Below are 25,611 nucleotides of genomic sequence, written 5' to 3'. Positions count from 1 at the left end.
CGCCCGCGGGCTGGGAGCGGCCTCCGGTGGACGCACGCGGCACGGCGTCGGGGCGGTGTCACCGGCGGACGGCGTGTCGCACGGAGTGCCAGGCCACCACCGCCCAGGCGACGACGAGCAGCGCGTACAGGACGACGGCGCTCCACACGAAGGGCTCAGAGCCGGTCCGGACGGCGAGGGCGCTGGTACCGGTGACGCAGGCGCCGAGCGGGAAGATGAAGGACCACCAGGTGGGCGCGAAAGGCAGCCCCCGCCGGACCTCCCGCACCGTCAGCGCCGTGGCGAGCACCAGCCACAGCGTGGCGAAGCCCCATATCCCGATCCCGCCCAGGAGCGCCGCGACCGCGCTCCCGCGCGCGTACGGGGCGGGCAGCGCACTCGGCGCCGCCGTGGCCAGCGCACCCAGCGCCGTCACCGCCTGGTCCAGCGCCCCCACGCCGATCCACACCGTGGGCACCGTCGCACCGCTGGGCGGGTCGTGATGCACCAGACGGCTGTACACCATGGCCAGCACCAGCAGGACCGCCACCAGCCCGAGCCCGAGCATCGCGTAGCAGCCCAGCAGCAGGGCCAGCCGCGGCTGCCCGGCCGGCGCCCGCGGGACGAGCAGCGCGCCCGTGGCGGCGGAGACCATCGGCGGCACCACCGGAAGCAGCCAGCCGCCGAACGCCGCGTCCGGCGTGAAACGGTGCCGGGTGACCATCAGGTACGGCACCGTACAGGCGGTGGCGAGACCGAGCACCGTACCGACGGACCACAGCACCCAGTCCACGTCCAGCGCCGCCCGCTCCCCGATCAGCCGCCGGCCGAGCAGCAGCGTCCCGGCCCCGACGGTGAGCAGCGCCATCGGTGGCGCCCCGAAGAACTGCGCCAGCACCGGATCACCGGCGTGCACGCGCAGCATCCGCTGCCCGAGATACCCGGCGCCCAGCACGATCAGCAGCAGCGCGGCCGCCGCCCAGACCACCGTGGCGGCCCAACCGAGCCCGGGAAAGGTCCGCGGCAGGCCGGCGGCCGCGGCGGCCACGATCCCGGTGCCCATGACGGCTGCGAACCAACTGGGACCGAGCCGCCCTCGCCCCGTGCCGCTCGCTCCCACCGGGCGGGCACGGGTCCGTCCGGAAGCTCTCGGAACCGGGCCGCCCTGGGACGGGATGGCTGGGCTGGGACTGGAGTGGGGTGCCACGGCGTGGAGCGCCTTCTCTTCTCGTGTCGGATGCGTCAGCGCCCAGGACCGGCGACGGTGACCGGCCGACCGGCCGGCCCACGCCCGACAGCTCACGGGTCGCGGCCGAGACCGTCGGCCCGTTGGCGATTTCCGACGGTAGGGCGCGGCACGGATCCCGGCACACGGCAGCACGTGCCACGACGCCCTCACTCCAGGACATCGGGGCACCGGCCGCCGGGTGAATTGGGTGGTCAAACCCACCGGGCCTACTGTGGAGCGAGTCCGTCCGGCCAGGAGGCGCACGATGAAGGACAGAGCGTCAGGCGGGAAACCCCTGCTGGTGACCGTGCTGCTCTTCCCAGGCGTTCGCCTGCTCGACGTCACCGGCCCGATCGAGGTGTTCTCGTCGGCCAACGACTTCGGCGGCCGCTACCGCGTACGCACGGTGTCCCCGGACGGCGCCGACGTGGTCACCGCGTCCGGCACCGGCCTGGGCGTCGATCTGCCCGCCGCGCAGGCGCAGGACGTCAGCGACGTGCTCGTCGTCCCCGGCGGCCCCGAGTGGCCCTCCCTCGTCAAGGACGACGCCCTGCTGGACACCGTGCGGGCGCTCGACGCGCGTAGCCGCCGTACGGCGTCCATCTGCACCGGTGCCTTCCTGCTCGCCGCGGCCGGACTGCTCGACGACCGCACCGCGACCACGCACTGGCGCTTCGCCGACCAGCTCGCCCTGCGGTACCCGCGGGTGACCGTGGCGGCCGACCCCCTGTTCGTGCGCGACGGCCACATCATGACGTCGGCGGGTGTCAGCTCGGGCATCGATCTGTCGCTCGCCCTGGTCGAGGAGCACTTCGGCGCCGACGTCGCCCGCGCCGTGGCCAAGGACATGGTCGTGTTCATGCAGCGACCGGGAGGCCAGTCGCAGTTCAGTGTCCGCACCCGGACCCCGCACGTGCGGCAGGAGATGCTGCGCCGGGTCCTGGACGCGGTCGCCGAGGACCCGTCCGCCGATCACGCCCTCGCGGCCATGGCGCGCCGGGCGGGCGTGAGTCCCCGTCACATGACGCGCCTGTTCCACGACGAGATGACCACGACCCCGGCCCGCTATGTCGAGCGGATCCGCATGGAAGCCGCCCAGGCGATGCTGGAAGGCGGCGACGACCCCATGGCCACGGTGGCCCGGCGCACCGGCTTCGGCTCACCGGAGTCGCTGCGCCGGGCCTTCACCCGCAACCTCGGGATCACGCCGGGGACCTACCGGGCACGCTTCCGCACCACGGACGCCACGGACGACGCCACGGACACCGCAGGCACCGCGGGCGACGGTGGGCCGCCCGGCTGACCGCCCCGCGAGGCCGACCGTCAGGCGCTGGTGATGGTCCGTCCCGGCATCGGCTCGGCGAGCGCGGCCCGCCGGGCCGGTGAGCCGAACGGGCCGGCGAAGTACTGCGTCTCGTGCACCACGTGCTGGTCGGCGAATTCCATGATGCTCACCGAGTACGAGGGCACACCGTCGTAGGTGATGACGCACTCGCTCACCCATACCCGCGCGTGGCCGGTGATGCGCTGGATGGTGAAGTGCCGGTCGGCGGGGTGCCCGCCGCGTTGCGCGGCGATCGTCTCGCGCCCCCGGAAGCGCTCACCCGACTGCGGGTAGTCCAGGATCGCGTCCGTGGCGTAGACGGCGTGCTCGGCTTCGATGTCCCCGCGTTCCGAGGCCCGCCAATGCTCCTCGATCGCGGTCCTGATCCGGGAATCAGCGTCCATGGCACCACCTTTCCGCAGCGGTGACAGCCTAGGCACCCCCGACCGCGGCCGGCCGAAGGGCAGGCGGGCGCGGGCCCGCGGGTCCACCATTCGGCCGGACCACACGCAAAAAGGCCGGTCCGCACAGGCGGACCGGCCTTCCCGGTGGTGGGCGATACTGGGTTCGAACCAGTGACCTCTTCGGTGTGAACGAAGCGCTCTCCCACTGAGCTAATCGCCCGGGAACGCAGTGAACGATACAGGGACCGGCGGGCTTCGTTCAAACCGCTTGCAGGTGCCTGCGCAGTCCCCGCCGTCCCGACCACATCATCAGCCGGTGGTTGGCGCGGAAGAACGGCCGCCCGGGGACGGCCAGTCGGCGCAGCAGCGGCTTGCTGACGTCGACGACCTGGTCGTAGCGGGCCAGGGTGCCGGTGCCGTCGGCGGTGACCGTCCAGCGGGCCCAGCCCTCGATGTCGCCGCTCATCGCGATCTCCAGCACGCCGGCGGCCGGGTCGCGCCGGGTCTCGCGCGCGGTGAACGTCATGTCGTAGGGCAGGACCGAGCGGATGGTGATGACGCCGGTGGTGTCGTTCAGCCGGGTGACCGTACGGACCTGCGGCCACCAGCGCGGGTAGTCCTCGACCCGTTCGAGGGCCTGGAAGACGGCCGCGCCCCCGAAGGGCAGCGGCCACAGACTGCGGAAGCGGTAGTGGGTCCAGTCCATGGGCGGAGTCTGCCCAGGGAGGCGATCTGAGTACGCATACTCATGCCGCACGGAGTGACCTGGACCACACTCATGGGTGCGAGCGCCGCCGCCCGTGCGACGGCGCTCCCCCCCTCACCTGCTACGACGGCATCTTGTCGCCCAGCAGGGCCAGGTTCTCGATGGCCGCGAGCCCGTACAGCGCGGTGTCGTTGGAGGACACCCAGCTCGCCTCGCTCCCCGCGACGAGCGTGACCGGCCCGGAGAGCGGCTCGGTCTTCCACGGCGAGGACTCCGTATAGCCGTCGGAGCTGTAGAACTTCGTCCACGCACGCCTGGCGAGCGTCTCGTCACCGGTCTGTACGGCGGCGTAGGCGTCGAGCCTCGAGTGGCCCTGGAAGAGCAGCAGGGTCCCGAAGTTGGAGCCGTAGCGTGCCGCCTGTTCGGCCTTGGTGGCGTTGAAGTAACGGCAGTAGTCGAAGTACACCTCGTTGAACTTCGGCATGTCGACCAGGTGGATGAGTTCGGCGCAGAGTTCGTTGAGGCCGAAGACCGCCGAGAGGTGGGAGACGGAGACGACCGGGGCGGCGGCGGTGGCGAACTTCCCGGTGTCCAGGTCGTAGAGGCCGCTGCCCTGCACGAAGCCGTTGGGCTGGGCGGCGATGCCCTCCATGGTCGACAGCACCCGCGCCTTGGCCTTCTCCCACTTGGGGCCCTTGCGTTCCCACTCGGTGAGCCAGGCCGACACCAGACCGCTCCAGTCGGTGCCGAAGCCGACGGAGAGGGCGTGCCGGTCGGGGGTGTAGGGGTCGGTGCGGATCTTGCGGAGCGGGTCGAGGACGAGGAAGGTCTCGTCGGAGTCGACGTTGGCGGCCATGAGGTCGCCGACGCGTTCGTCGGCGGTGAGGAAGTAGTAGAAGCGCCGGTAGGTGGTGTTGGAGATGCGCTGCTGCTTGGCGCTGTCCGCGAAGTGCTGGACGCCGTGCCGGGTACCGAGGCCGGCCCACTGGCCGAGGTGGTAGACGTCGACCTCGCCGGTGTGCCGGGTGAGCGCCTCCGCGAACCGGAAGATGTCCGGGCGGCCGCTCCTGAGGTACGCGTACCAGAGCCAGAGGTCGGGCGAGAGCTCGGAGTTGTCCCAGGCGTAGCCGCCGATGTCGTACCGCCACTGGTGGCGCACGGTGTCGTAAGTGTGCATGAAGTCGCCGTAGTCCCAGAAGCCGTACCAACGGCGTTGCTCCACCTGGTCCTTGTAGTAGGTGAAGAGGAAGTCGAGATGGTCCTCGATCTTGGCCTTGGCGGCGGTGGAGCGGTCGGGCTCGGAGTAGAGGCCGGGGCCGAACACCTTTGCCTTGATGAGCTGTCGGGGCGGGGCGGTGAGCTGGGGCAGCGTCCGTACGGCCTCGACCTGCCGGGCGAGGGTCTCCGGCGCGGGCGTCGACTCGTTGGCCCAGAAGAGGAGTTCGGAGGTGCGGGCGATGCCGTAGGGGGTGCCGAAAGCGGGCTCGTAGTCCTCGTAGGTGATCTCAAGGCCCTCGAGCTGTTCGGCGTAGGTGTCCTGGCCCATGCCGTCGTGGTAGAAGCGCAGGTCCATCGGCTGGGCTTCGGGCGACCAGAGCCAGAGGGTGACCTCGGCCTCGTCGGTGTGGGCGTCGCGGATGTCGAGCTGGGCGGGGAACTTCTCCCAGAAGTCCCGCAGCCCGAAGGAGAATCCGCCGCTCGCGCCACCGACGTACCCGAAGCCGGAGGCCCGCTTGCCGCCGCCGGCCGCGATCCAGCCGTGCCCCTTCTTCGTGCGCTTGCGCAGGGTGAAGCCGTCGGCGGAGAGCTGGGCGAGGGTGTAGTCGCCCCAGTGCGGGATGTACTGGAGGCGGGTGGTGACCCGCTGGTCCCAGGTGGACGGGTCGGGCAGCCGCTGCCCCGCGTACTGGGCCGCCTGTACGGCCGCGCCCGGGTCGCGGCGCAGCCCGGTGACGCCCTGGACGGCCTCTCGCAGCAGGCCCGTTCCCTCACCGCCGACGCGGATGTGCCGGTCGTACGCCTCGTCGCGCATCGGCACGCTGAAGCGGACGCCGAGCCCGCGGATGAAGTCACCGCTCGCCCTGCCCGGCTCCTGGGTGCCGTCGTACGTGATCGTGTGGACCATCCGGAAGGAGTCGGCGCCCGCGTAGAAGTAGAGACGGATCGAGAACGGCAGCCAACTCCGGTTTCCCTTGCGGTGTTTGCCCTCGATGCGGACGACCGCGCGGACCGGCCCCTCCTGTTCGACGGTCACCGCGTCGATGGCGCCGTCGAAGCGCTCGGTCTTGACCGTGCCCTGGTCCTCGTCCTCGATCTCGGGCTGGCGGACGAGGACGAGACGCCCGTTCCTGGCGATCTCCGTCGAGCCTCGGGTGACCGACTTGACGAGCGTCGAGCCGTTCTTGCCGATCTTCACGGAGATCACGCCGGTGGACACGTCGACGGTCCCGCCGCCCGTGGAGACGGTGACCTTCTTGTCGGGCGCCACCGCGTCGCCCGCCGCGAGCGTGAGCGTGCCGCTGCCCGAACTCACCGCGTGGGCGGTCCACTTGAGGGAGCCGTCCGGCCAGTAGGCGATCGGCCAGGACTGGACGGGCACGTCCTCGCCACCCTCGTCCGTCAGCGCGAAGGTCTGGCCCGCCCGGAACGCGCCCATCGGCCAGGGCACACCGACGGTCGAGCCGGGCGCGGCGCCGAGACCGCCGTCCTCCAGCCAGTCCAGGGTCACCGGGTCCGCGTCGGCGGCCTCGGCTCCGGGCGCGGCCTGCGCGTCCTTGGCGCCCAGCGCCCAGCTGAACCGGGCGGCGGCACCGGCGACGGCGGCCGCCTTGAGGAGGGACCTGCGGGGGATGGGAGACATCGTCCGCCTTCCTTTCCGTGCGAGTGCAGGATGATCAGGGGCATGACAGACAGGGGTGCGGCGCCGGACGGGCGCCGCCCCTGGTGCGAGGCCGGTCAGCGGCGGCGCCGGTGGCGCTCCTCCACGGCGACGGCCGCCGCCGCGACGGCGCCCAGCACGGGCACCGCCAGCGGCGCGATGAGCAGGGCGGAACAGGCCACCAGGACCGCTCCCCCGACCAGCAGGAAGGATCCGCCGGGGTCGAGGACGGTACGGCGGCCGGCCGCCGCGAGCAGGGTGCGCCAGCGGTCGCCGGGCGCCCAGACGGCCGCCGCGCGCAGCCCCGCGACGGCGAGGCCGATCACCGCGAACAGGCCGACGGCTCCGACGAGCGGCCCGCCCGGCAGCCCGGCCCGTACGGCCCGGACGTCCACCCAGGCCACGGCGACCGCACCCCACCCGGCGAGCCCGACCAGCCGGCCGCCGGGCAGGGCGGCCCGGAAGTCGCTCACGAACTCCCGCCACCCGCCGCCCACCTGCCCGGTGCGGCGGCGCAGGTGCCGGGCGCCGGCGGCGAAGGCGGCCGGGTAGGTGACGACACCCAGGGAGGCGACGGCGATCCAGACGCCGGTGAGGAGGCACTCGGCGAAGACGCCGAAGCGGTCGGAGAAGGCGGTGGACTTCGCCCGTACGTCGTCGGCCACGGCCTCAGCCCTTCAGTCCGGAGGTCGCCATTCCGTCGATCAGATAGCGCTGGAAGGCGAGGAAGAACAGCAGCACGGGCACCAGCGCGACCAGGGACATGGCGATCATCCCGCCGTAGTTGGCGGCCACGCCGTCGGAGTCGCGGAACATCATCAGGCCCAGCGAGACCGTGTACTTGCCGGGCTCGTTGAGGTAGATCAGCGGGCCCATGAAGTCGTTCCAGGCGTTGATGAAGGTGAAGATCGCGCTGGTGATCAGGGCGGGCCGGCACAGCGGCAGCACGATCGACCAGTAGATGCGGAAGTGCCCGCAGCCGTCGAGCCGGGCCGCCTCGTCCAGTTCCCGGGGCAGGTTCCGCATGAACTGCACCATCAGGAAGACGAAGAAGGCCTCGGTCGCGAGGTACTTGCCGATCAGCAGGGGGGTGTAGGTGTTGATCCAGCCCAGCTTCTGGAACATCACGTACTGCGGGATCAGCAGTACGTGGTACGGCAGCAGCAGGGTGCCGATCATCAGGGAGAAGAGCAGGTTGCGGCCGGCGAAGCGGATCCGGGCGAAGGCGTAGGCGGTGAGCGAGCAGGAGACGAGTACGCCGACGACGGCGCCGAGCGCGTAGCAGAGCGAGTTCTGGAAGAAGGTCCAGATGGAGATGTCCGCGATGCCGTCGGCGAGGCCCTTGAAGTTGGACAGGATCGGGTGGGACGGCAGCAACTGGAGGCTGTTGATGATGTCCTTGCCGGGCTTGAACGAGGCACCGATCACCCAGACCACCGGATAGAGGATGACGGCGAGGATCAGCAGGGCGCCGAGGTGCCAGGCGAGCGAGCCGGTGCGCCTGCGGGAGAGAGCGGGGGAACTCATCGGGCGGCCTCCTCGTAGTGCACCCATTTCTTCTGGGACCAGAAGAGGACGGCCGTCACCAGGGCGACGGCGAGCAGCAGCATCCAGGCCATCGCGGCGGCGAAGCCCATCTGGGCGTTCTTGAAGCCCTGCTCGTAGAGGTAGCAGGTGTAGACGAGCGTGGCGTCGGCCGGTCCGCAGGTGCCGTTGGAGACGACATAGGCCGAGCCGAAGATCTGGAAGGAGTGGATGGTCTCCAGAAGCACGTTGAAGAACAGCACCGGCGAAATCATCGGCAGGGTGATGTTCCAGAACCTCCGCAGCGGCCCGGCGCCGTCCATCTCGGCCGCCTCGTACAACTCCTTCGGTACCTGCTTCAGGCCCGCCAGGAAGATGACCATGGGTGCGCCGAACTGCCATACGGTCAGTGCGACCAGGCTGTACAGCACCCAGTCGGCGTTGCCGACCCAGCCGCCGACGTGCCAGCCGAAGAAGGACTGGCCACGGTCCACGACCGCGCCGTCGGAGAACAGGGACCGCCACACGAAGCCCACCGAGACGCTCGCGCCGATCAGCGAGGGGGCGTAGAAGGCGGCCCGGTAGAAGGCCTGGCCGCGCCGGCTCTGGGCGAGCAGCATGGCCACGCCGAGGGCGAGCAGCAGCTTCAGCGGGGTGCCGACGACCACGTACTTCGCGGTCACCTCCACCGACTTCTGCCAGCGGGGGTCGTCGAACATCTTGGTGAAGTTGTCGAACCCGACCCACTTCGGGGTGTTGAAGAGGTTGTAGTCGGTGAACGCGAAGTAGAGCGAGGCGACCATCGGGCCCGCGGTCAGCAGCAGGAAGCCGGCGATCCACGGGGACATGAAGAGGTAGCCGGCGAGGTTCTCGCGCCGGCGGCCCGGCCGCCGCCCCGTGGTGGCGGAGGCGGCCGAACGCGTCCCGCGCGCGGCGGACAGGGAGTCCTTGACGAGCGTCACGGCATGTCCCATCAGGCCTGGAAGGCGGCCTCGGACTCGGTGAAGAACTGCTTCACCGCGTCCGCGACCTTCGTCTTGCCCTGTCCGAGGTCGCCGCCGATACGCAGGAAGGCGGCCTCGATGGTGTCGGCACCGGAGGGGTGCGGGGTGATCGTGCCGAGGACGCCCGCCTTGGCGGTGTCGTCCTCGTACCGCGCGATCTCCTTGTTCACCGCGTCGGTCGGCTTGAACGCCGTGTACTGCTCGGTGCTCGCGAGGATGCCCCGGTCGTATCCCATGATCTTGCCGACCTCGGGGTCGTGGACCATGAAGTCGATGAACTGCGCGACCTCCTTGGGGTGAGCGGTACGGGCGGAGGCGCTCAGCATCAGGGAGGCGAGGTACTGCCCGGTGTGCTTGCCGTCCATGGTCGGGATCGGCGCGAGACCGTAGGTGCTGTCACCCTCCGACGAGTAGCGCACGGTGAAGTTGTCCCAGGTGAACTCCGAGGCGCCGTGACCGGCCGAGAGGGACGACTTGGGGACGTCCTGGGCGACGACCTTCGGGTCCGTGACGATGCCGGCCTTGACCCGGCCGTAGCCGTCGGCCCACCACTCCGTCAGGTCGGCCTTGTCGAAGCCGAGTCCGTCCTCGGTGTAGAACGCCTTGCCGTTCTGGCGGAGGTAGAGGTCGTAGAGGTACATGATGGCGAAGTAGCCGGTGTCCCCCGCGACCTTCGTCCTGTCGTGGATGGTCTTCAGGGCCTTGAAGTAGTCGTCCCAGGTCCAGCCCGCGTGCGGGTCGACGCCGGCCTTCTCGAACACCTTCTTGTCGATGACGAGCGCCATGGTGTTGGAACCGACCGGGATTCCGAGCTGCTTGCCGTCCACCTCGCCGACCTTCGTGACGTCGGCCCGGAAGTGATCCAGGCTCAGATTGCCTGCCTGAACCTGAGACTTGAGGTCGAGGAGAATTCCGCGCTTGTCGTACTTCCGAAGAAAGGTGACGGCATTTTGGAAAACGTCCGGGGGATTTCCACCGGCGGCCTGGGTCTGGAACTTCTCCCAGAACGATTGATATGTCTGGAAGTCCGTCTTGACCTTGATCTTCGGATACTTCTTCTCGAAGAGCCTAATGGTCTGATTGATCTTCTTGGCGCGCTCCTCGGCACCCCACCACGAGTAACGGATCGTCACCGTCCCGTCCCCGGAACCGCTTCCGCCTCCGCAGCCGGTCGTCGCGGCGAGCCCGAGCGCGGCCGCCGAGGCCCCGGCCGCCTTCAGGACGGTCCGCCTCTCCATGTTCCTGCTCGTTCCCACAGTCGGGCCCCTCCCCGCAGCGTCGCCGACGCCTGCATGAATCGTTTCAAGTAAGCGCTTGCTGGCACAAGTTACGGAGGGGCCGGTGAGGCGTCAATGATTCGGACAGGAATTTCTTGTGGCCGCAGACGGTGGAGCGGCGCGCCGGGGTGCGGGCACGGGGGCCGCCGACCGGGCGACGCCGCAGGTGAGGGGCGCACGGTCGGGTGACCGGACGCGAAGTGGCCGACGGGGGTGAGGATTACGAGTCAGCCTCGACGTGCGGCCGGGGAGGGTGGGGCCGGAGGGTGTGGCCGGAGAGCGTGGCCGAAGAACGCGCCCGGAAGGTGGGGCCGGGACGAAGATCCGATGCGGAGGGGGGAGCGGCGAGGGTTCGGGGCGGGCGCCGCGGGTTCCTCTCCCGGCGGAGACTCGGCCCGGTCGGCGGCGCGGGTGGGGCACGGTCATGAGACGAAGGGTTCTCACGAACGAGGGGTTCTCACGCCCCCGAGCCGGCGGCGCGGCCGATTCCTCCGACCACTGCGCTCCCGACGTACCCCCTCCGACCCCGCCCAGCGGGCTTGCCGCGCAGATCACCGGCGGCCCTCCGCGCTACCCGGCGTGTGCGGTCGGCCACCGAGCGATGCGGCATGGGCCGTGTACCGACCGTGTTCGTACGCGCCGCCCCGGACGGCCAGGAACCCCTCGCACGGCTCGGAGCGCGGCGGAGCCGGCGCCCACGCGCCTCACCCGTATCACCGACGCGCCGACGCCCACCACGCGTGACGCGGGCTGTGCGAGGCCGCTGTGGCCGAGGGAGTCCCGCAGCACCCCTCCGTGGGCCTTCAAACGACCGCGGCCCACCTGCTCTCTCGCAGGTGGGCCGCGGTTCCGGGTGGGCGATACTGGGTTCGAACCAGTGACCTCTTCGGTGTGAACGAAGCGCTCTCCCACTGAGCTAATCGCCCGGACGCAGGAAGAACATTACCCCATGTCAGGGGGTGCCCCCGACCAGTCGCCGGGGGCCCGCGGCCGTCGGCCGGGTCACTCCTCGATCTTCCAGGGCATCACTATGCCGAACTTGGAGAGGTAGATGCCGGCCAGGCCCGCCACGATCACCAGGCCGATCGCCGTCAGCGTGATGTTGCGGCGGCGCACCTTGGGATCGAGGGCCTTCTGGGCCGCCTCCGTGACCTTGCGTTTCGTCCAGCGGAGCACCAGCTGGGCCCAGACGAACTCGGTCGCCCAGATCGCCATGCCACCGAAGATGATCACCCAGCCGGGCCCCGGCAACGGCAACAGCACGACGCCCACGACCACCACCGCCAGGCCGACCGCGAAGACCCCGACCTGCCAGCTCAGGTGCAGCATCCGGCGCGCCTTGACGAATTCGGGCGCCCGCGATCCGAGCCCCCGCTCGTCGCGCGCCCCGTCCGTCTCCGTCCCGTCCACCTCGCTCCCGTCCGAGGCCACGGCGACCTCGCCCGGTTCGTTACTCCCCGTATTCATACGACCAAACCCTACCCGAGCGATTCCGGTCACCGGAATGGTCGTAGATCGCGCCGAGGTTCTCGGCCGGAAGAGTTACGTAAACACACGCAAAACACTCAGAGGGGTTTACAACGGCACCGTAGGTGGCATGTCGATTTCGCCGACGTGCGAATCCCCGAGCGCACACTGAGCGAAAGGCCCTGGCGCTTATGAACACCACGGTCAGCTGCGAGCTGCACCTGCGCCTCGTTGTGTCGAGCGAGTCATCCCTGCCTGTCCCCGCAGGCCTGCGGTACGACACGGCCGACCCCTACGCCGTGCACGCCACCTTCCACACCGGAGCCGAGGAGACCGTCGAGTGGGTGTTCGCCCGAGACCTCCTCGCCGAGGGGCTGCACCGCCCCACCGGCACCGGCGACGTCCGCGTCTGGCCGTCCCGGAGTCACGGTCAGGGCGTCGTGTGCATCGCCCTGAGCTCTCCGGAGGGCGAAGCCCTGCTCGAAGCCCCGGCGCGGGCTCTGGAGTCCTTCCTGAAGCGCACTGACGCCGCCGTGCCGCCCGGCACGGAACACCGGCACTTCGATCTCGATCAGGAGCTCTCGCACATTCTGGCGGAGAGCTAGGGCAACGCCCCTGCAAGCCGCCCGGCGCCGTCCACTCGGGGAGACGGCTCGGGCCTAGACAACCGCATACGGCAGCACCGGCGCCGCCACCGTGATGGGTCACGGGGGCGGCGCCGGTGTGTCCGTGTGCCCTGGGAACCACCGCCGGGCGGTGCGCGTTCTACAGGGCAGCGACGAGTGGGACAGAGCACGGTGCGGTGGAGCCGTATGTCGCTACGATCGGCCACCATCGGCGGGCGCCCGCCCGACCCCCCAGGCCAGGGAGCGAAACGTGCTGATCACCCACGACACCCGGTGTTCCCTAGACGCCGTGGTGGACCTGGTGAACACCGCGCCGGAGGACGACACGGCGCCGGACGGACTGCCCGATGTCGCGGCGCTCCAGGTTTTCGTACGAAACCACGACATGAGCGGTGTGGGCGTGCTCTCGGAGTTCGACCTGTCGGCGGTGCGCAGGGTCCGCGGACGGTTCGCGGGCATCTTCGCCGCCCCGGACGCCCGGACCGCCGCAGGGATGATCAACGAACTGGTCGCGGCCGCGGGCACCACCCCCCAGCTCACGGACCACGACGGCTACGACTGGCATGTGCACTACTTCGCGCCGGGCGCCTCGGTGGCCGACCACCTCGCCGCCGACTGCGGGATGGCGCTCGCGTTCTTCGTCGTCGCCGGGGAGCAGGAGCGGCTGCGGCGCTGCGAGGCCCCGGACTGCCGGCGCGCCTTCGTCGACCTCTCCCGCAACCGCTCGCGCCGCTACTGCGACAGCCGGACCTGCGGAAACCGACTGCATGTCGCCGCCTACCGGGCACGCCGCAAGGAGGCGGCGGGCTGATCCCCGGGGCGATGCCCGAGGACGCCGAAGGCCGGAAGGGCCGAGACCACGGGCCGGCCGTGCGGTCCGTCGTCGGGGTTCGTCGATGCCGACGCCTGCCCCGGCGGGTGACGCCGGGACGGGCGGGTACGGCTCACAGCCACAGCAGGTCGTGCAGCGCAGCCATGAGGAGCAGACACCCGATCACCGCAAGGAAGATCATCAGCGGTGGCTGGGAAAGGGCGAAGAGGCACCCGCGCGGCTCGTCCTTCGGCGGCACGGCCTCGCTCTGTTTCGTGTCCAGCATCTCGCGGCGATGATGACCCAGCGAGCACCCGCCGCGCGATCAACACGCCCGAAATGGGCGGGAGTTCGCTGAATTCCGTGATGTCCGGTTCACTTGCGCTCACCCTGTGAACGCTTCCGGGCGCGCCGTAGGCACACTGTGTCGTTTCAATGCCTCATGCGATTGTCATATGCATCCGCCCGCGACCCGCCTGAACAGCGTCGGGCCCGCGCCACGCGGCGCAGGCTGCCGTGCGGAAGCCCGCGTAGGGCTCCCGCGGAGCGTCATATCCCGTGCTTCTTGAGGATGGCCTCGATGTCGCTGAAGTCCTCACCCGAGCCGGTGCCGCGGGGTGCCCCCGCGGGCTTGGCCGCCGAGCGGTTGGCGGGACCCAGGGACGGTGCCGAGGCGGTGGGGGCGACGGCGTCCCGCCGCTCGCCCCGGGCGGCCGCCTTGCGCTCGGCGCGGGTGGAGCCGCGCCGCCGTTCCACGGCACGCGTGGAGGCGAACAGGGCCCAGGCCGCACCGAGCACGCCGAAGCCCGCCCAGGCGGTGGGGCTGAAAGCCGTGTCGGCGAGCCAGCCGACCACTCCCGTCATGACCAGACCGACGGGCACGAGTGAGTAGGCGGCGATACGGGCCGCCGACAGGTACCGCTTGCGGTAGGCGGTCACCACGGCGATGCCCAGGCCCGCCGCGGACGCGGCGGAACAGACTGTCTCGGCGATCATCCGGTCCTCCTGGCGGGCTCGGTCGGGCGGGGCGACACACGCGCGCTGCGTCGCGCCCCCTCCATCGTGCACCGCCCGGCCCGCGCGATCCATGCCCAGGCCCGACAATCGGGGGCATCTCGGGGTCCTCTCCGGGTCGTCTCCACCCCAGGTACGAGCGGTGATGACAGCCGGCCACCGACCGCCGCCCACCGTCACGATTGGGTCGACGGAGTCCGGCCTGGAAGACTGGTCGCCATGAACGACTCCCCCGCGCGCGCCGACGCCCCGGTCCTCGACGTCTGGTGCGAACTCCAGTGTCCCGACTGCCGCGGCGCCCTGGACGACCTCCGCGCCCTGCGTGCCCGGTACGGCGACCGGCTGGAACTGCGGCTGCGGCACTTCCCGCTGGAGAAGCACAAGCACGCCTTCGCCGCCGCACAGGCCGCCGAGGAGGCTCTGGAGCAGGGGAAGGGCTGGGAGTACGTCGAGGCGGTCCTCGGCCGGGTCGAGGAGCTGGACCGCGGCGGCGAGCCGTTCCTGGTCGAGGTGGCCCGTGAACTGGGCCTGGACGCCGAGGAGTTCGACACCGCCCTGGTCGACGGCCGGCACATCCTGATCGTCGACGCCGACCAGGCCGAGGGGCAGGCCATCGGCGTGACCGGCACCCCGACCTACGTGATCGGCGGCGAACGCCTCGACGGCGGCAAGAGCCAGGAGGGCCTGCGCGAGCGGGTGACGGAGATCGCGGACCGGCTGCTGGCCGACCGGGATTGACCCGCAGGCGCACCCCGCGGACACACCCCGCGGACGACCCCACGGGCGAAGCCCACAGCCGGTTCCGGAGCGGCTTTCAGAGCAGGTTCTTGTACAGGTGGTAGGTGGTCGTCTCGTAGCCGAGTGACTCGTAGAGCCGCTCGGCGGGGGTGTTGCCCGCGAAGACGTTCAACATGATGGCGTTGCGGCCGCCCGCGACGCCCTGCGCCTCCGCCAGGAGCATCAGCGTGCGGCCGTGCCCCCTGCCCCGGTATCGCGCGTCGGTCTCGACCTTGTAGACGAAGGCCCGGTCCTCTCGGGTGCCCGTCCAGAGTGTGCCGACCGCGCTCCCCTCGTGCTCCAGGACGCTGAAGACCATTCCCGGGGTGGCCAGGCCGTCGGGCAGCGAGGTGGCGGTGTCCCGCCGAGCCTTGGCCCTGGCCTCGGCCTCGGGCACCCCGCGCTCGATCCAGCTCCGCGCGTAGTCCTCTTGGTGCTTTTCCTGCCAGGAGCCGAACTCCACCGGGGTCATGGGCCGCCCCCGGCTCCCCGCGGGCAGTCCGGGCGTGGTGTCGCCGAGCGGCTTCTCCATGTGGCGGTTGCGAAAGAGGTAGCCGAGGGCGGTCGCCGCCTTCAGCGCCGCCTCCGCCTCCGCGGGCACCGATGCCTCGATCCGCGTGCACCCCCACCCGCGCAGCACCTCCTCCGCGGCGAGCACGGCGACCGTGCCCCGGCCTCGTCGGCGGTCCGGCTCCTCGATCCGCAGGTCCAGGATCCGGCCCACCGAGTTGCCGAAGTGGGGGCTGACGCCGATGTGTATCGCGCCGACGGGACGGCTGTTCACACACACCTGGTACCGGCGGGAACGCGTCCCGTCCGTTTCGTGCTGGAGCGGCTCGGTCGGCCGCAGGGTGGTGGTCATCAGAGGTGTTCTACCCGCCGCGGACTCCCACGTCAGCTCAATTAACAGGGGGCTCCTACGGATCCAGGTCCTCGCCCGACCGCTCGTCGAAGATCCGCATCGCCTTGGCGGTCACCGGGCCGGGGGCGCCGGGGAGCGCACGGTCGTCGACCCGGTGCACGGCCTGGACGTCGCGCAGGGTGGAGGTGAGGAAGACCTCGTCGGCCCGCTCCAGGACGTCCAGGGGCAGGTCGGTCTCCTTCGCGCCGGCCCACTCGACGGTCAGGGCGCGGGTGATGCCGGCCAGACAGCCGGAGGCGACCGGCGGGGTGTGGATCTCGCCGTCGAGGACGACGAAGACATTGGAGCCGGTGCCCTCGCAGAGCTGTCCGACGGTGTTGGCGAACAGCGCCTCGGAGGCGCCGTGTTCGTGGGCGCGGGCCAGGGCCAGGACGTTCTCGGCGTACGAGGTGGTCTTCAGGCCGGTGACCGCGCCGCGCTCGTTGCGGGTCCAGGGGACCGTGATGACGGCGGTGGCGTCGGCGCGGCGGCCGGTCTCCGCGACGGCGACCACGAGGGTGGGTCCGCGGTCACCGCGGTCGGAGCCGAGCGGGCCGTGGCCCCCGGTGTAGGTGATGCGCAGCCGGCCCAGCGGCATCGGGTTGGCCGCCAGCACCGCCTCGCAGGCCCGGCGCACCTCGTCGTGGTTCGGTTCGGGCAGGCCGAGGCCGCGGGCCGAGCGGGTCAGCCGGTCGAGGTGCCGGGTCAGCGCGAAGGGCCGGCCCGCCGTCGCCTTCACCGTCTCGAAGATGCCGTCTCCCACGGTCAGCCCGTGGTCGAACACGGAGACACGCGCGGACTCGGCGTCCTGCAGCCTGCCGTCCAGCCAGATCTTCACCGGGGTTCCCCTTCGTTCACGTCGTACGTACCCGACGCTACCGCGAGCAGCCGGGCGGCCTTGAGCTCGGTCTCCCGCCATTCGCCCTCGGGGTCGGACCCCCAGGTGATCCCGGCCCCGGTACCGAACCGCAGCTCGCCCGCGCCCCGGTCGATCCAGAAGGTCCGGATGCCCACGGCCAGCTCGCCGACGCCCCGGTCCGCGTCGACCCAGCCGATGCCGCCGCAGTACGGGCCGCGGGGCGCGGTCTCCAGGTCCTCGATGATCCGCAGGGCGCTCGACTTCGGCGCGCCGGTGACGGATCCGGGCGGGAAGGCCGCGGTGAGCAGTTCGGCCCAGCCGGCCCCGTCGGGCAGCTCGCCCCGGACCGTGGAGACCAGATGGACGAGCCCGGGATGCTTCTCGACGGCGCACAGGTCGGGGACGGTCACCGTGCCGGCGGTGCAGACCCGCCCGATGTCGTTGCGGACCAGGTCGACGATCATCACGTTCTCGGCGTAGTCCTTCTCCAGGAGGTCCGCCTCGGTGCGGCCGGTGCCCTTGATGGGCCCGCTCTCCACGGTCCGCCCCGCCCGGCGCAGGAACAGCTCGGGCGAGGCGGTGGCTATCTCCACGTCGTGCTCCGGCAGCCGAATCGTTCCGGCGTACGGCGCCGGGTTGCCGCGGGCGAGCAGCGCGGTCAGGGCGTCGACGTCGGCGTCCGGGTCGACCGGCGCGGACAGCACGCGGCACAGGTTGGCCTGGTACACCTCACCGGCCGCGATATGCGTACGGATCCGCTGTACGGCCCTGGTGTACGCGTCGCGGTCGAGGGACGACGTCCAGTCACCGGCGGCCGGACCCCGCCACCGCCCCGGCACCGGCGCGGGTACCGGTTCCTCGCGTACGTCGCCGAACCGGGCGCAGGTCAGCCGGCCCTCGAAGTCCGCGCAGACGGCCCAGAAACCGGCGCTGTCGAGAGCCGCGGGGTCGCTGGTGACATCGAGGAGACCGGTGGCGAGCCGTGTGCCGAAGCGGGCCAGAGGAGGGTGATGGAGCACGTCGTCGAGTCTATGGCGGGTGTCGTGGGGGTGGCCCGGGCATGTCGTCAAGGGGGCCCTGACCACGTCGTCCGCCGGGACCGGCGCAGCACGCTGCGCAAACGCGTTTTTGTGCTGGCCCGGGAATCCGCTAGAGTTCAACACGTCGCCGGGCCGCGAGAGCGGACCGAAACGACAGGCGGACGTAGCTCAGTTGGTAGAGCGCAACCTTGCCAAGGTTGAGGTCGCGAGTTCGAGCCTCGTCGTCCGCTCGAAGGAAGTAGGGATCTTCCCGGTCCCCTACACTCCTGGTGGAGTGGCCGAGAGGCGAGGCAACGGCCTGCAAAGCCGTCTACACGGGTTCAAATCCCGTCTCCACCTCCAAGGACGATTAGCTCAGCGGGAGAGCGCTTCCCTGACACGGAAGAGGTCACTGGTTCAATCCCAGTATCGTCCACTGGATCTTCGCCCCCTTCGTCGTTCTCGTCGAAGGACCGAGGATCTGATCCCGCGCGATTAGCTCAGCGGGAGAGCGCTTCCCTGACACGGAAGAGGTCACTGGTTCAATCCCAGTATCGCGCACGCAGTGCCCGTGATCCTCGGATCGCGGTCCCGAGGACGATTAGCTCAGCGGGAGAGCGCTTCCCTGACACGGAAGAGGTCACTGGTTCAATCCCAGTATCGTCCACACCACAGAGAGCCCCGACCGTTCCGACGGTCGGGGCTTCTTCGTGTCCCAGGGGCTGCGCGGGCGCCCGGCACAGATGCCGGGCGCGCCGGGCTCAGCTGGAGAAGAGCATGTGGGCCCAGCTCTTGTTGTGGCCGTGGTGACCGCCGTGGTGCCCACCGTGGCCGCCGTAGTGGCCGCCGTGCTGCTGCGGGGCGCCCCAGGCCGGCGCGGGCGGCGCCGGGTAGGCCTGCGGGGCCGGCGGGACCGGCTTCGACCACTGGGCCTCCATCTGCGTCAGCGCCTCCAGCTCGCCGTAGTCGAGGAAGATGCCCCGGCAGCCGCTGCACTGCTCGATCTGGACGCCGTTGCGGTTGTAGGTGTGCATCGGCGCATGACACTTCGGACACTGCATGGTCGGCTCAACTCCTCGCCGGTAAAAACTGCTTCGCGTTCTCCCAGGACAGACTCCGTCCGACCCCGGTCGGTTGCACCCTACTTCGGGAAATCGAGGGCCAACCGGGCGGGGACCGGGGTCGGTCGGGAGCTATCCGGGGGTCATTCCGGGGCCATCCGGACACAAGCGTCGATCAAGGACTGCTCGACCTCGTCCAGGGCGCGGTCCGCCGCGAGCGCCTTCGCGAGGTAGCGGGCGGCGGTCTGGACGGTGAGGGCGCGGGCCGGAACGTCCAGGGCCGGCCACGGATCACCGTCCTTTGGTACGGCCGGGCCGCCGGCCGTCCGGTAGGCGGTCAGGAAGCGGGTCCAGTCCTCGGGGGAAAGGAGGCCACAGGCGTACCAGGAGGCGGGGCGGGCGAGGTCCCAGGCCGGGACGCCGACGCCCAGGTCGTCGACGTCGATGAGCCGCCAGGGGCCGTCCGGCGCCGGGTGCCGGACCAGCTGGCCGAGATGCAGGTCGCCGTGGCAGAGGGTACGGGTGCCGGGCATCGGGGCCTCGGCGCGGGCCCAGGCGGGCAGCCCGGACCAGGCCCGGAGGACCGGCGGGGCGGCGGGGTGGCCCGGAGCGGCGGCCAGCGCCTCACGGAGGCGGGCCGTCGCATGGGCCGCCTTGGCGGGGCCGCGCATCGCAGGCGTGGCGGGGAGGGGCGGGGTGCGGTGGAGACGGGCGAGGAGGGTGGCGGCGGCTTCCCAGGGAGCGGCGTCCGGGGCGTCGGGGTCCACGGGGCGGCCGTACGGCCAGAGGGTGACCGGGCGGGTGCCGAGGACGGTCGCCGGGGTGGGGGTGAGCGGGGCGAGGAAGACGTCGGGGAGGTGGGCGGCGGTGGCCAGGCGGCGGGCCAGGGCGGTGGGGTCGGTGCCGGGGGCGTGGGCCTTGGCGACGGTTTCCGCGTGCCGGAGGACCGTGGTGTCGGGACGGTGGGCGAGGGTGGTGGTGGCGCCGCAGTGGCAGGGCGTCGCGTCCGGGTGGGCGGCGGCTCTGACCTCGGCGGTCAGCTGCGGTATGACGTCTGCGGTCGTCAAGGGTCCCCCGGGGGTGTGCGGCTGCTGCGACGAGCGTACGTGGGTGTACTGGGCCGGGGTTTGCGGTCGGCCGGGGCGGGGCTGGGATACGGGGGTTTCACTCGCCCGCGCTCGCGGGGTGCCGCTGCGCTCACCCTCCCCCACTCGCGGCTTCGCTCGAGCGGGGGACCCCATTCCCCGGCGGCACGACTGCCCGCGGCTACGAGGAGCCCCGTCAGGGGCGCGGGGAACTGTGCGATCAGCCCCCGCCGGGCCGCAGAAGCACTTCGGCCGTGCGCACCGCAGAAAAGCAATGCCGGCGCAGCTCCCCAGCTGCGCCGGCATTTTTGCCGTCCGCCGCACCCCCGTCCCCACGGGGTTTCATGGGTGGATGTCCCCGCCCGAACCGCTCTTCCGGGCCTGGGGTCGCCGCTCAGCGCCCCAGCATCACTCCCACGGACGACGCCTGTGTGGCCACCGTCTCCCAGCCGTCGAAGACGAGCAGGAGCAGGGCCGCCAGGGGAAGGGCCATCAGCGTCGCCACCAAGGGGTGGCGACGGCCCTGCCGGCGGGGGCGGGTGGTGCGTGTCCGCTGTGCCGTAAGAGCCATGGTCCCTCTCCTGACCGTTCAGTTGTCGTTGGCAGCGGCGGGTGTCTGACCTCGGGGGACGAGTGCTGCACCCGCCGCTTGACCTCAAATCTAGGCGCGGGCCACCTCGGGGACGTCATGCCCTCGTACCGAATCGCGGGCCTCCGAGAGGATGAGCCATGACCTGCGGTCTACTCCCCTGGGTGGAGACGGGGTCCTACGCCTCGTCCTGGGCCTCGGGGTCTTCCCGGAGGGGGTGCCCGGTCCTTCCCGGTTTTTCCGAGCTGTCCTCGCGGGGGACCGGCTGCTCGACGAGGGCCAGGACCCGGGTCGCCATGAAACGGGCCGTACGGACAACACTGCCGTTTCGCGTGACTTCGCTCACTTCCACCACCCCTCGTCGTACCGCCGTCTCCACTCGGCGGCCTGCCCTGCTGGCCACCACCTCGTACGTACGGGTCGTGTCGCCGGCGTCGACGACTATCTCCACTCGGTCACCCTTCACAGCTTCAATCCCCCTTCTGTGACGGCTTGTTGGCGCAGGCGGATGCCCAAAGGAGCCGATACCGGCGCCTTCCTGACCACTCCTCAAGTCTCGCACCCGGCACTGACAATCCGTCGGGCCGAGAGGGCGCGGCCTCTGCGCGCGGGCGGCCGTGGAAACGTAAGCTGTGCCACGTCACACGGACCGGGCAGCGGGGATGAACATGGCGATGATGCGCCTGAGGCGCGAGGACCCGCGCGTCGTCGGCTCGTTCAGGCTTCACAGAAGGCTCGGCGCCGGCGGGATGGGCGTCGTCTATCTGGGCTCCGACAAGAAGGGGCAGCGGGTCGCGCTGAAGGTGATCCGGCCGGATCTGGCGGAGGACCAGGAGTTCCGGTCGCGTTTCGCCCGCGAGGTCTCGGCGGCCCGGCGGATCCGGGGCGGTTGCACGGCACGGCTGGTCGCCGCGGACCTGGAGGCCGAGCGGCCGTGGTTCGCCACCCAGTACGTGCCGGGTCCCTCGCTGCACGACAAGGTCGCCGACGACGGCCCGCTGGGCGCGGCGGACGCGGCGGCGGTCGGGGCGGCGCTCTCCGAGGGCCTGGTCGCCGTGCACGAGGCCGGCGTCGTCCACCGGGATCTCAAGCCGTCCAACATCCTGCTGTCCCCGAAGGGGCCGCGGATCATCGACTTCGGCATCGCCTGGGCCACCGGGGCCTCCACGCTCACCCACGTCGGTACGGCGGTGGGCTCGCCGGGGTTCCTGGCGCCCGAGCAGGTGCGCGGGGCGGCCGTCACCCCGGCCACCGACGTGTTCTCGCTCGGCGCGACCCTGGCGTACGCGTCGACCGGCGACTCGCCCTTCGGGCACGGCAGTTCCGAGGTGATGCTCTACCGCGTGGTGCACGAGGAGCCGCAGCTGTACGGGGTGCCGGACGCGCTGGCCCCGCTGGTGCGGGCCTGTCTGGCGAAGGACCCGGAGGACCGGCCGAGCACGCTGCAGCTGTCGCTCCGGCTCAAGGAGATCGCCGCGCGCGAGGCGCAGGGGCTGCCCGACGTACGGCCGCCGGCGCCGCGAGCCGCGGAGGCGGACCGGCCCACCGGGCGGCTCGCCGAGACCTACCCGGAGCCGCAGCGCGCCCAGCGGCGGCCGCCGCAGTCCTCGCCGGGCACTCCGGTGCGGGGCAACGCGCCCTCGCGCGGCGGCAGCGGTCCACGGGCGAACGGCGGTGTGCCGTCCCGGCCGGGTGGCGCGCGCCCCACGCCCGCTCCGCGCGGCCATGGCAACGGCACCCGCCCCGGAAACACCAACGGGAACCGGCCCGGGCCGCGCAGCGGTACCGGACGACCGGCGCCGCGCCCCACGGGCACCGGACGGCGCCCGGCCAACCCCCGGCTGCTGCGGCAGCGGTTGTTCGTGTTCGTCGTGGTGACCCTGCTGGTGGCGCTGGGGATCGCGCTGGCCCAGGGCTGTTCCGGCCCGTCGCACGGGATGGGCGTGCCCGGTGGGGGCGTACCCGTGAAGTCGGCAGCCCTCAGGGAGTAACGGGTCCTAGGGCCGGTCTGACCATTCCCGTCGTCGCCCGGAGGGCGGCCGCTCGGCATCAGGTGCGTGCTCTCGGCGTGCCGGGCGTAGGCCCTCGTACTGGACGTACTTGGGTCTGCGCCCGGTGCGGCGAGAGTACGTGCATGGCGTCGTGAGGCAGGCGGGAATTGTCAGACGGGCCCTACGCCTGCGGGCGGCCGGTGGTCACCGCGTAGAAGGCGACCGCGGCCGCCGCGCCGACGTTGAGCGAGTCGACGCCGTGGGACATCGGGATGCGGACCCATTCGTCGGCGGCGACCAGCGCCTGCGTGGAGAGACCGTCGCCCTCCGCGCCGAGCATCAGGGCCACTCTGTCCATCCGGTGCGGCGCGGCCTCGTCGAGGCTGCGGGCCTTCTCGTCCGGGGTCAGGGCGAGCAGCGTGAAACCGGCCTCGCGGACCGAGTCGAGCCCCTTGGGCCAGGTGTCCAGACGGGCGTACGGCACGGAGAAGACCGCGCCCATCGAGACCTTCACGCTGCGGCGGTAGAGGGGGTCGGCGCAGTCGGGGGACAGCAGCACCGCGTCCATGCCGAGGGCCGCCGCCGAGCGGAAGATCGCGCCGATGTTGGTGTGGTCGTTGACCGACTCCATGACCACGACCCGGCGCGTGGTGCGCAGCAGTTCGGTCGCCGTCGGCAGCGGCTTGCGCTGCATGGAGGCGAGCGCGCCGCGGTGCACGTGGTAGCCGGTGACCTTCTCGGCGAGCTCCGGGCTGACCGCGTAGACGGGGGCCGGGAGTTCGTCGATGACATCGCGCATGACGTCGACCCACTTGGCGGACAGCAGCATCGAACGCATCTCGTAGCCCGCGTCCTTCGCTCTGCGGATGACCTTCTCGCCCTCGGCGATGAACAGGCCTTCGGCCGGTTCGCGCTTGCGGCGCAACTCGACGTCGGTCAGGCCCGTGTAGTCACGCAGGCGCGGGTCGTCGGGATCCTCGACGGTGATGAGATCGGCCACAGGGTGATACTGCCTTGTCCTGGGTGTGGTGCCAACGGGCTGGAACGGGTTGTGTTACCCGGGGTTACGCCGGTGCCTGTCCGGCGGACGGGTGCGGGCCGACGTTCACGACCTCGCCGACGACGATGACCGCCGGGGGCTTCACGTCCTCCGCGCGGACGACCTCCGCCACCGTGGCGAGGGTCGCGTCGACCCGGCGCTGGGCGGCCGTCGTGCCCTCCTGGACCAGGGCGACCGGAGTGTCCGGGGACTTGCCGTGGGCCACCAGGGTCTCGGCGATCTGCCCGATCTTGTCGACGCCCATCAGGATCACCAGGGTCCCGGTGAGCTTCGCGAGGGACGGCCAGTCGGCGAGCGAGCGCTCGTCGTCCGGCGCGACATGGCCGCTGACCACGGTGAACTCATGTGCGACGCCCCGGTGCGTGACCGGGATGCCGGCCGCGCTCGGCACCGAGATCGAGCTGGAGATGCCGGGCACGACCGTGCAGGGGATCCCGGCCTCGGCGAGCGCCTGGACCTCCTCCATGCCCCGGCCGAAGACATAGGGGTCGCCGCCCTTGAGCCGTACGACCGACCTGCCCTGCTTGGCGTGCTCGATCAGGGCGTTGTTGATGGCCTCCTGGGCCATGTAGCGGCCGTACGGGATCTTCGCCGCGTCGATCACCTCGACGTGCGGCGGGAGTTCGGCGAGCAGGTCACGGGGGCCGAGGCGGTCGGCGATCACCACGTCGGCCTCGGCGAGCAGGCGGCGGCCGCGCACCGTGATCAGGTCGGGGTCGCCCGGACCGCCGCCGACCAGGGCGACGCCCGCGTGGCGGGTGCGGTGGTGCGGGGCGACGAGGGTGCCGTCGCGCAGGCCCTCGACGACCGCGTCCCTGATGGCGGCGGTGTGCCGGGGGTCGCGGCCCCGCGCGTCGGTGGTGAGCACGGCGACCGTGACGCCCTCGCTGTGGCCGGTGGCCGGGGTCCAGGCGGTGGCCTGGTCGGCGTCGTCGGAGCGGACGCACCAGACGCGGTGGCGCTCGGCCTCGGCCGAGGCGGCGGTGTTGGCGTCGGGGTCGCTGGTGGCGATGAGGGCGTACCAGGCCTCGCCGAGGTCGCCGTCCTGGTAGGGGCGCTGCACCCAGGTGATCTCACCTGCGTCCGCCATGGCCTCGACGGAGGGGGTGGCCTCGGGGGATACGAGGGTGATGTCGGCGCCGGCCGCGATGAGCGCGGGGAGGCGGCGCTGGGCGACCTGGCCGGCGCCGAGGACGACCACCTTGCGGCCGGTGAGGCGGAGGCCTACGGGGTAGGCGGGGTGTTCGGCCATGAGGGTGCGACTCCCAGGTGTGGCGGCGGCGCGGTGCGGTGCCCTGACGTGCAGATTTTACGGGGCGCGGGGGTACGGGGGTACGGGGGTGGGGGGGGTACGGCGACTCAGGTGCCCGGGGGCTGGGCGAGATGGCCGGGTGCGGGTGCGTGGTCCGTGCCCACCCGTTCCGCCCTGCGGAACGCCTGCCCACGAACCACGATGCGGTTGGCGCCACCGCGCATCGAACCGCCCAGACCACGAAGCGGTTGGCGTCCCGCAAGACCGACAGCCCCGACCACGAAGCGGTTGACCACCCCGCGCAACGAACCGCCCAGACCACGAAGCGGTTGGCGTCCCGCAAGACCGACCGCCCGGACCACGAAGCGGTTGACCACCCCGCGCAACGAACCACGCAGACCACCGTGCGGCCAACGCCCGCGCAGGACGGAGCGCCCCGGCCGCCGAGCGGCCGACACCCCGCAGGACCGGCCGCCCAAACCACCAAGCGGTTGACGACCCCGCGCAACGAACCACGCAGACCACCGTGCGGCCAACGCCCGCGCAGGACGGAGCGCCCCGGCCACCGAGCGGCCGACGGCCCGCAGGACCAACCGCCCAGACCACCAAGCGGTTGACCACCCCGCGCAACGCACCACGCAGACCACCGTGCGGCCAACGCCCGCGCAGGACGGAGCGCCCCGGCCGCCGAGCGGCCGACGGCCCGCAGGACCGGTCGCTCGGACCACGACGCGGTTCGCGCCGCCCTGGGGCGGGCCGGCCGGGCCGTGATGGC

The 25,611-nt window shown here is 71.5% G+C and carries 25 protein-coding genes and 7 tRNA genes; 10 read left to right on the top strand and 22 right to left on the bottom strand.

The window, feature by feature from the left end; translation table 11 throughout:
• Window positions 1-58: 58 nt before the first annotated feature.
• Window positions 59-1,099 (bottom strand): TDT family transporter, encoded by a 1,041-nt coding sequence (locus tag ABZ642_RS32420; protein WP_360490316.1) that lies wholly within the window; start codon window positions 1,097-1,099, stop codon window positions 59-61.
• A 373-nt stretch (window positions 1,100-1,472) separates the two neighbouring features.
• On the opposite strand from ABZ642_RS32420, the gene ABZ642_RS32415 reads away from it, so the two are divergent.
• Window positions 1,473-2,510, top strand: coding sequence for a GlxA family transcriptional regulator (locus ABZ642_RS32415; RefSeq protein WP_360490314.1), 1,038 nt, complete (start codon window positions 1,473-1,475; stop codon window positions 2,508-2,510).
• Between the two features lie 20 nt (window positions 2,511-2,530).
• On the opposite strand, the gene ABZ642_RS32410 is transcribed toward ABZ642_RS32415, so the two are convergent.
• The 10 genes from ABZ642_RS32410 to ABZ642_RS32365 all read right to left on the bottom strand — a co-directional run bounded on the left by ABZ642_RS32410 (window position 2,531) and on the right by ABZ642_RS32365 (window position 11,791).
• Window positions 2,531-2,935 (bottom strand): nuclear transport factor 2 family protein, encoded by a 405-nt coding sequence (locus ABZ642_RS32410; protein ID WP_360490312.1) that lies wholly within the window; start codon window positions 2,933-2,935, stop codon window positions 2,531-2,533.
• Window positions 2,936-3,080: 145 nt separating this feature from the next.
• A tRNA-Val gene (locus ABZ642_RS32405) sits at window positions 3,081-3,155 on the bottom strand.
• Window positions 3,156-3,194: 39 nt separating this feature from the next.
• Window positions 3,195-3,641 carry an SRPBCC family protein gene (locus ABZ642_RS32400; protein WP_360490310.1) on the bottom strand — a complete coding sequence of 149 codons (447 nt, stop codon included), beginning with the start codon at window positions 3,639-3,641 and terminating at the stop codon, window positions 3,195-3,197.
• A 121-nt stretch (window positions 3,642-3,762) separates the two neighbouring features.
• Window positions 3,763-6,501 (bottom strand): Tat pathway signal sequence domain protein, encoded by a 2,739-nt coding sequence (locus ABZ642_RS32395; protein WP_360490308.1) that lies wholly within the window; start codon window positions 6,499-6,501, stop codon window positions 3,763-3,765.
• A gap of 95 nt (window positions 6,502-6,596) precedes the next feature.
• Entirely contained in the window at window positions 6,597-7,184 is a 588-nt protein-coding gene (locus ABZ642_RS32390; RefSeq protein WP_360490306.1) for a hypothetical protein, read from the bottom strand.
• A gap of 4 nt (window positions 7,185-7,188) precedes the next feature.
• Window positions 7,189-8,046, bottom strand: coding sequence for a carbohydrate ABC transporter permease (locus ABZ642_RS32385; protein ID WP_360490304.1), 858 nt, complete (start codon window positions 8,044-8,046; stop codon window positions 7,189-7,191).
• Window positions 8,043-9,005 carry a sugar ABC transporter permease gene (locus tag ABZ642_RS32380; RefSeq protein ID WP_360490302.1) on the bottom strand — a complete coding sequence of 321 codons (963 nt, stop codon included), beginning with the start codon at window positions 9,003-9,005 and terminating at the stop codon, window positions 8,043-8,045. Before ABZ642_RS32380 ends, ABZ642_RS32385 begins: the two co-directional genes overlap by 4 nt.
• Before the next feature lie 11 nt (window positions 9,006-9,016).
• Entirely contained in the window at window positions 9,017-10,303 is a 1,287-nt protein-coding gene (locus ABZ642_RS32375) for an extracellular solute-binding protein (RefSeq protein ID WP_360490300.1), read from the bottom strand.
• A gap of 875 nt (window positions 10,304-11,178) precedes the next feature.
• Window positions 11,179-11,250, bottom strand: a tRNA-Val gene (locus tag ABZ642_RS32370).
• A gap of 76 nt (window positions 11,251-11,326) precedes the next feature.
• Window positions 11,327-11,791: a TIGR02611 family protein gene (locus ABZ642_RS32365; RefSeq protein WP_360490298.1), complete on the bottom strand. Its 465-nt coding sequence runs from the start codon at window positions 11,789-11,791 to the stop codon at window positions 11,327-11,329.
• A gap of 191 nt (window positions 11,792-11,982) precedes the next feature.
• Here ABZ642_RS32365 and ABZ642_RS32360 point away from each other — a divergent pair, with 191 nt between their 5' ends.
• Both ABZ642_RS32360 and ABZ642_RS32355 read left to right on the top strand, forming a co-directional pair.
• Complete coding sequence (locus ABZ642_RS32360) at window positions 11,983-12,396, top strand: SsgA family sporulation/cell division regulator (RefSeq protein WP_004002642.1); 414 nt, start codon at window positions 11,983-11,985, stop codon at window positions 12,394-12,396.
• Window positions 12,397-12,667: 271 nt separating this feature from the next.
• Window positions 12,668-13,228 carry a CGNR zinc finger domain-containing protein gene (locus tag ABZ642_RS32355; RefSeq protein ID WP_360490296.1) on the top strand — a complete coding sequence of 187 codons (561 nt, stop codon included), beginning with the start codon at window positions 12,668-12,670 and terminating at the stop codon, window positions 13,226-13,228.
• Window positions 13,229-13,361: 133 nt separating this feature from the next.
• Here the strand turns inward: ABZ642_RS32355 and ABZ642_RS32350 are convergent, their stop codons facing one another.
• Both ABZ642_RS32350 and ABZ642_RS32345 read right to left on the bottom strand, forming a co-directional pair.
• Window positions 13,362-13,514, bottom strand: coding sequence for a hypothetical protein (locus ABZ642_RS32350; protein WP_352219917.1), 153 nt, complete (start codon window positions 13,512-13,514; stop codon window positions 13,362-13,364).
• A 263-nt stretch (window positions 13,515-13,777) separates the two neighbouring features.
• Window positions 13,778-14,224, bottom strand: coding sequence for a hypothetical protein (locus ABZ642_RS32345; RefSeq protein ID WP_360490294.1), 447 nt, complete (start codon window positions 14,222-14,224; stop codon window positions 13,778-13,780).
• A gap of 237 nt (window positions 14,225-14,461) precedes the next feature.
• On the opposite strand from ABZ642_RS32345, the gene ABZ642_RS32340 reads away from it, so the two are divergent.
• Window positions 14,462-14,980 carry a DsbA family protein gene (locus ABZ642_RS32340; RefSeq protein ID WP_360490292.1) on the top strand — a complete coding sequence of 173 codons (519 nt, stop codon included), beginning with the start codon at window positions 14,462-14,464 and terminating at the stop codon, window positions 14,978-14,980.
• A gap of 76 nt (window positions 14,981-15,056) precedes the next feature.
• On the opposite strand, the gene ABZ642_RS32335 is transcribed toward ABZ642_RS32340, so the two are convergent.
• From ABZ642_RS32335 to ABZ642_RS32325, 3 genes are read right to left on the bottom strand one after another with little or no spacing between them, the layout of a single operon-like run.
• Window positions 15,057-15,881: a GNAT family N-acetyltransferase gene (locus ABZ642_RS32335; protein ID WP_360490290.1), complete on the bottom strand. Its 825-nt coding sequence runs from the start codon at window positions 15,879-15,881 to the stop codon at window positions 15,057-15,059.
• Between the two features lie 55 nt (window positions 15,882-15,936).
• Window positions 15,937-16,758, bottom strand: coding sequence for an aminodeoxychorismate lyase (locus ABZ642_RS32330; RefSeq protein ID WP_360490288.1), 822 nt, complete (start codon window positions 16,756-16,758; stop codon window positions 15,937-15,939).
• Complete coding sequence (locus ABZ642_RS32325) at window positions 16,755-17,798, bottom strand: chorismate-binding protein (protein WP_360490286.1); 1,044 nt, start codon at window positions 17,796-17,798, stop codon at window positions 16,755-16,757. The genes ABZ642_RS32330 and ABZ642_RS32325 overlap by 4 nt, the downstream gene beginning before the upstream one ends.
• Before the next feature lie 178 nt (window positions 17,799-17,976).
• Between ABZ642_RS32325 and ABZ642_RS32320 the strand changes: the two genes are divergently transcribed.
• The 5 genes from ABZ642_RS32320 (at window position 17,977) to ABZ642_RS32300 (ending at window position 18,465) form a co-directional block, all read left to right on the top strand.
• Window positions 17,977-18,049 (top strand) — tRNA-Gly (locus tag ABZ642_RS32320).
• A gap of 38 nt (window positions 18,050-18,087) precedes the next feature.
• Window positions 18,088-18,161: transfer RNA gene (locus ABZ642_RS32315), tRNA-Cys, on the top strand.
• Between the two features lies 1 nt (window position 18,162).
• A tRNA-Val gene (locus ABZ642_RS32310) sits at window positions 18,163-18,234 on the top strand.
• Window positions 18,235-18,287: 53 nt separating this feature from the next.
• Window positions 18,288-18,359 (top strand) — tRNA-Val (locus tag ABZ642_RS32305).
• Between the two features lie 34 nt (window positions 18,360-18,393).
• A tRNA-Val gene (locus ABZ642_RS32300) sits at window positions 18,394-18,465 on the top strand.
• Window positions 18,466-18,559: 94 nt separating this feature from the next.
• Here the strand turns inward: ABZ642_RS32300 and ABZ642_RS32295 are convergent.
• The 4 genes from ABZ642_RS32295 to ABZ642_RS32280 all read right to left on the bottom strand — a co-directional run bounded on the left by ABZ642_RS32295 (window position 18,560) and on the right by ABZ642_RS32280 (window position 20,999).
• Complete coding sequence (locus ABZ642_RS32295) at window positions 18,560-18,859, bottom strand: zf-TFIIB domain-containing protein (protein ID WP_360490284.1); 300 nt, start codon at window positions 18,857-18,859, stop codon at window positions 18,560-18,562.
• A gap of 143 nt (window positions 18,860-19,002) precedes the next feature.
• Window positions 19,003-19,926 (bottom strand): aminoglycoside phosphotransferase family protein, encoded by a 924-nt coding sequence (locus ABZ642_RS32290; protein WP_360490282.1) that lies wholly within the window; start codon window positions 19,924-19,926, stop codon window positions 19,003-19,005.
• Window positions 19,927-20,338: 412 nt separating this feature from the next.
• Entirely contained in the window at window positions 20,339-20,515 is a 177-nt protein-coding gene (locus ABZ642_RS32285) for a hypothetical protein (protein WP_360490280.1), read from the bottom strand.
• A 196-nt stretch (window positions 20,516-20,711) separates the two neighbouring features.
• Window positions 20,712-20,999, bottom strand: a complete 288-nt coding sequence (locus ABZ642_RS32280) for a hypothetical protein (RefSeq protein ID WP_351320234.1) — start codon at window positions 20,997-20,999, stop codon at window positions 20,712-20,714.
• Between the two features lie 196 nt (window positions 21,000-21,195).
• Here ABZ642_RS32280 and ABZ642_RS32275 point away from each other — a divergent pair, with 196 nt between their 5' ends.
• Window positions 21,196-22,524 (top strand): protein kinase, encoded by a 1,329-nt coding sequence (locus ABZ642_RS32275; RefSeq protein WP_360490408.1) that lies wholly within the window; start codon window positions 21,196-21,198, stop codon window positions 22,522-22,524.
• A gap of 181 nt (window positions 22,525-22,705) precedes the next feature.
• Here the strand turns inward: ABZ642_RS32275 and ABZ642_RS32270 are convergent, their stop codons facing one another.
• Window positions 22,706-23,524: an RNA methyltransferase gene (locus tag ABZ642_RS32270; protein WP_132889225.1), complete on the bottom strand. Its 819-nt coding sequence runs from the start codon at window positions 23,522-23,524 to the stop codon at window positions 22,706-22,708.
• Between the two features lie 64 nt (window positions 23,525-23,588).
• Window positions 23,589-24,836: a uroporphyrinogen-III C-methyltransferase gene (gene cobA, locus ABZ642_RS32265; RefSeq protein WP_360490277.1), complete on the bottom strand. Its 1,248-nt coding sequence runs from the start codon at window positions 24,834-24,836 to the stop codon at window positions 23,589-23,591.
• Window positions 24,837-25,611 lie beyond the last annotated feature (775 nt).

This window comes from Streptomyces sp. NPDC007157 (genome assembly GCF_040634235.1).
In the GTDB taxonomy this organism is placed as follows: Bacteria; Actinomycetota; Actinomycetes; order Streptomycetales; family Streptomycetaceae; genus Streptomyces.
The sequence above is the reverse complement of the archived record's forward strand: the minus strand, read 5'-3'. Positions and strand labels throughout refer to the sequence as shown.

Excerpts from the sequence above, each read along its gene's own strand:
- ABZ642_RS32365 (WP_360490298.1), bottom strand. The coding sequence starts at position 11,791 with ATGAATACGGGGAGTAACGAACCGGGCGAGGTCGCCGTGGCCTCGGAC.
- ABZ642_RS32340 (WP_360490292.1), top strand. The coding sequence starts at position 14,462 with ATGAACGACTCCCCCGCGCGCGCCGACGCCCCGGTCCTCGACGTCTGG.
- ABZ642_RS32285 (WP_360490280.1), bottom strand. The coding sequence starts at position 20,515 with ATGGCTCTTACGGCACAGCGGACACGCACCACCCGCCCCCGCCGGCAG.
- ABZ642_RS32360 (WP_004002642.1), top strand. The coding sequence starts at position 11,983 with ATGAACACCACGGTCAGCTGCGAGCTGCACCTGCGCCTCGTTGTGTCG.
- ABZ642_RS32415 (WP_360490314.1), top strand. The coding sequence starts at position 1,473 with ATGAAGGACAGAGCGTCAGGCGGGAAACCCCTGCTGGTGACCGTGCTG.
- ABZ642_RS32350 (WP_352219917.1), bottom strand. The coding sequence starts at position 13,514 with ATGCTGGACACGAAACAGAGCGAGGCCGTGCCGCCGAAGGACGAGCCG.
- ABZ642_RS32395 (WP_360490308.1), bottom strand. The coding sequence starts at position 6,501 with ATGTCTCCCATCCCCCGCAGGTCCCTCCTCAAGGCGGCCGCCGTCGCC.
- ABZ642_RS32295 (WP_360490284.1), bottom strand. The coding sequence starts at position 18,859 with ATGCAGTGTCCGAAGTGTCATGCGCCGATGCACACCTACAACCGCAAC.
- ABZ642_RS32275 (WP_360490408.1), top strand. The coding sequence starts at position 21,196 with ATGAACATGGCGATGATGCGCCTGAGGCGCGAGGACCCGCGCGTCGTC.
- ABZ642_RS32335 (WP_360490290.1), bottom strand. The coding sequence starts at position 15,881 with ATGACCACCACCCTGCGGCCGACCGAGCCGCTCCAGCACGAAACGGAC.
- ABZ642_RS32400 (WP_360490310.1), bottom strand. The coding sequence starts at position 3,641 with ATGGACTGGACCCACTACCGCTTCCGCAGTCTGTGGCCGCTGCCCTTC.
- ABZ642_RS32410 (WP_360490312.1), bottom strand. The coding sequence starts at position 2,935 with ATGGACGCTGATTCCCGGATCAGGACCGCGATCGAGGAGCATTGGCGG.
- cobA (WP_360490277.1), bottom strand. The coding sequence starts at position 24,836 with ATGGCCGAACACCCCGCCTACCCCGTAGGCCTCCGCCTCACCGGCCGC.
- ABZ642_RS32345 (WP_360490294.1), bottom strand. The coding sequence starts at position 14,224 with ATGATCGCCGAGACAGTCTGTTCCGCCGCGTCCGCGGCGGGCCTGGGC.
- ABZ642_RS32385 (WP_360490304.1), bottom strand. The coding sequence starts at position 8,046 with ATGAGTTCCCCCGCTCTCTCCCGCAGGCGCACCGGCTCGCTCGCCTGG.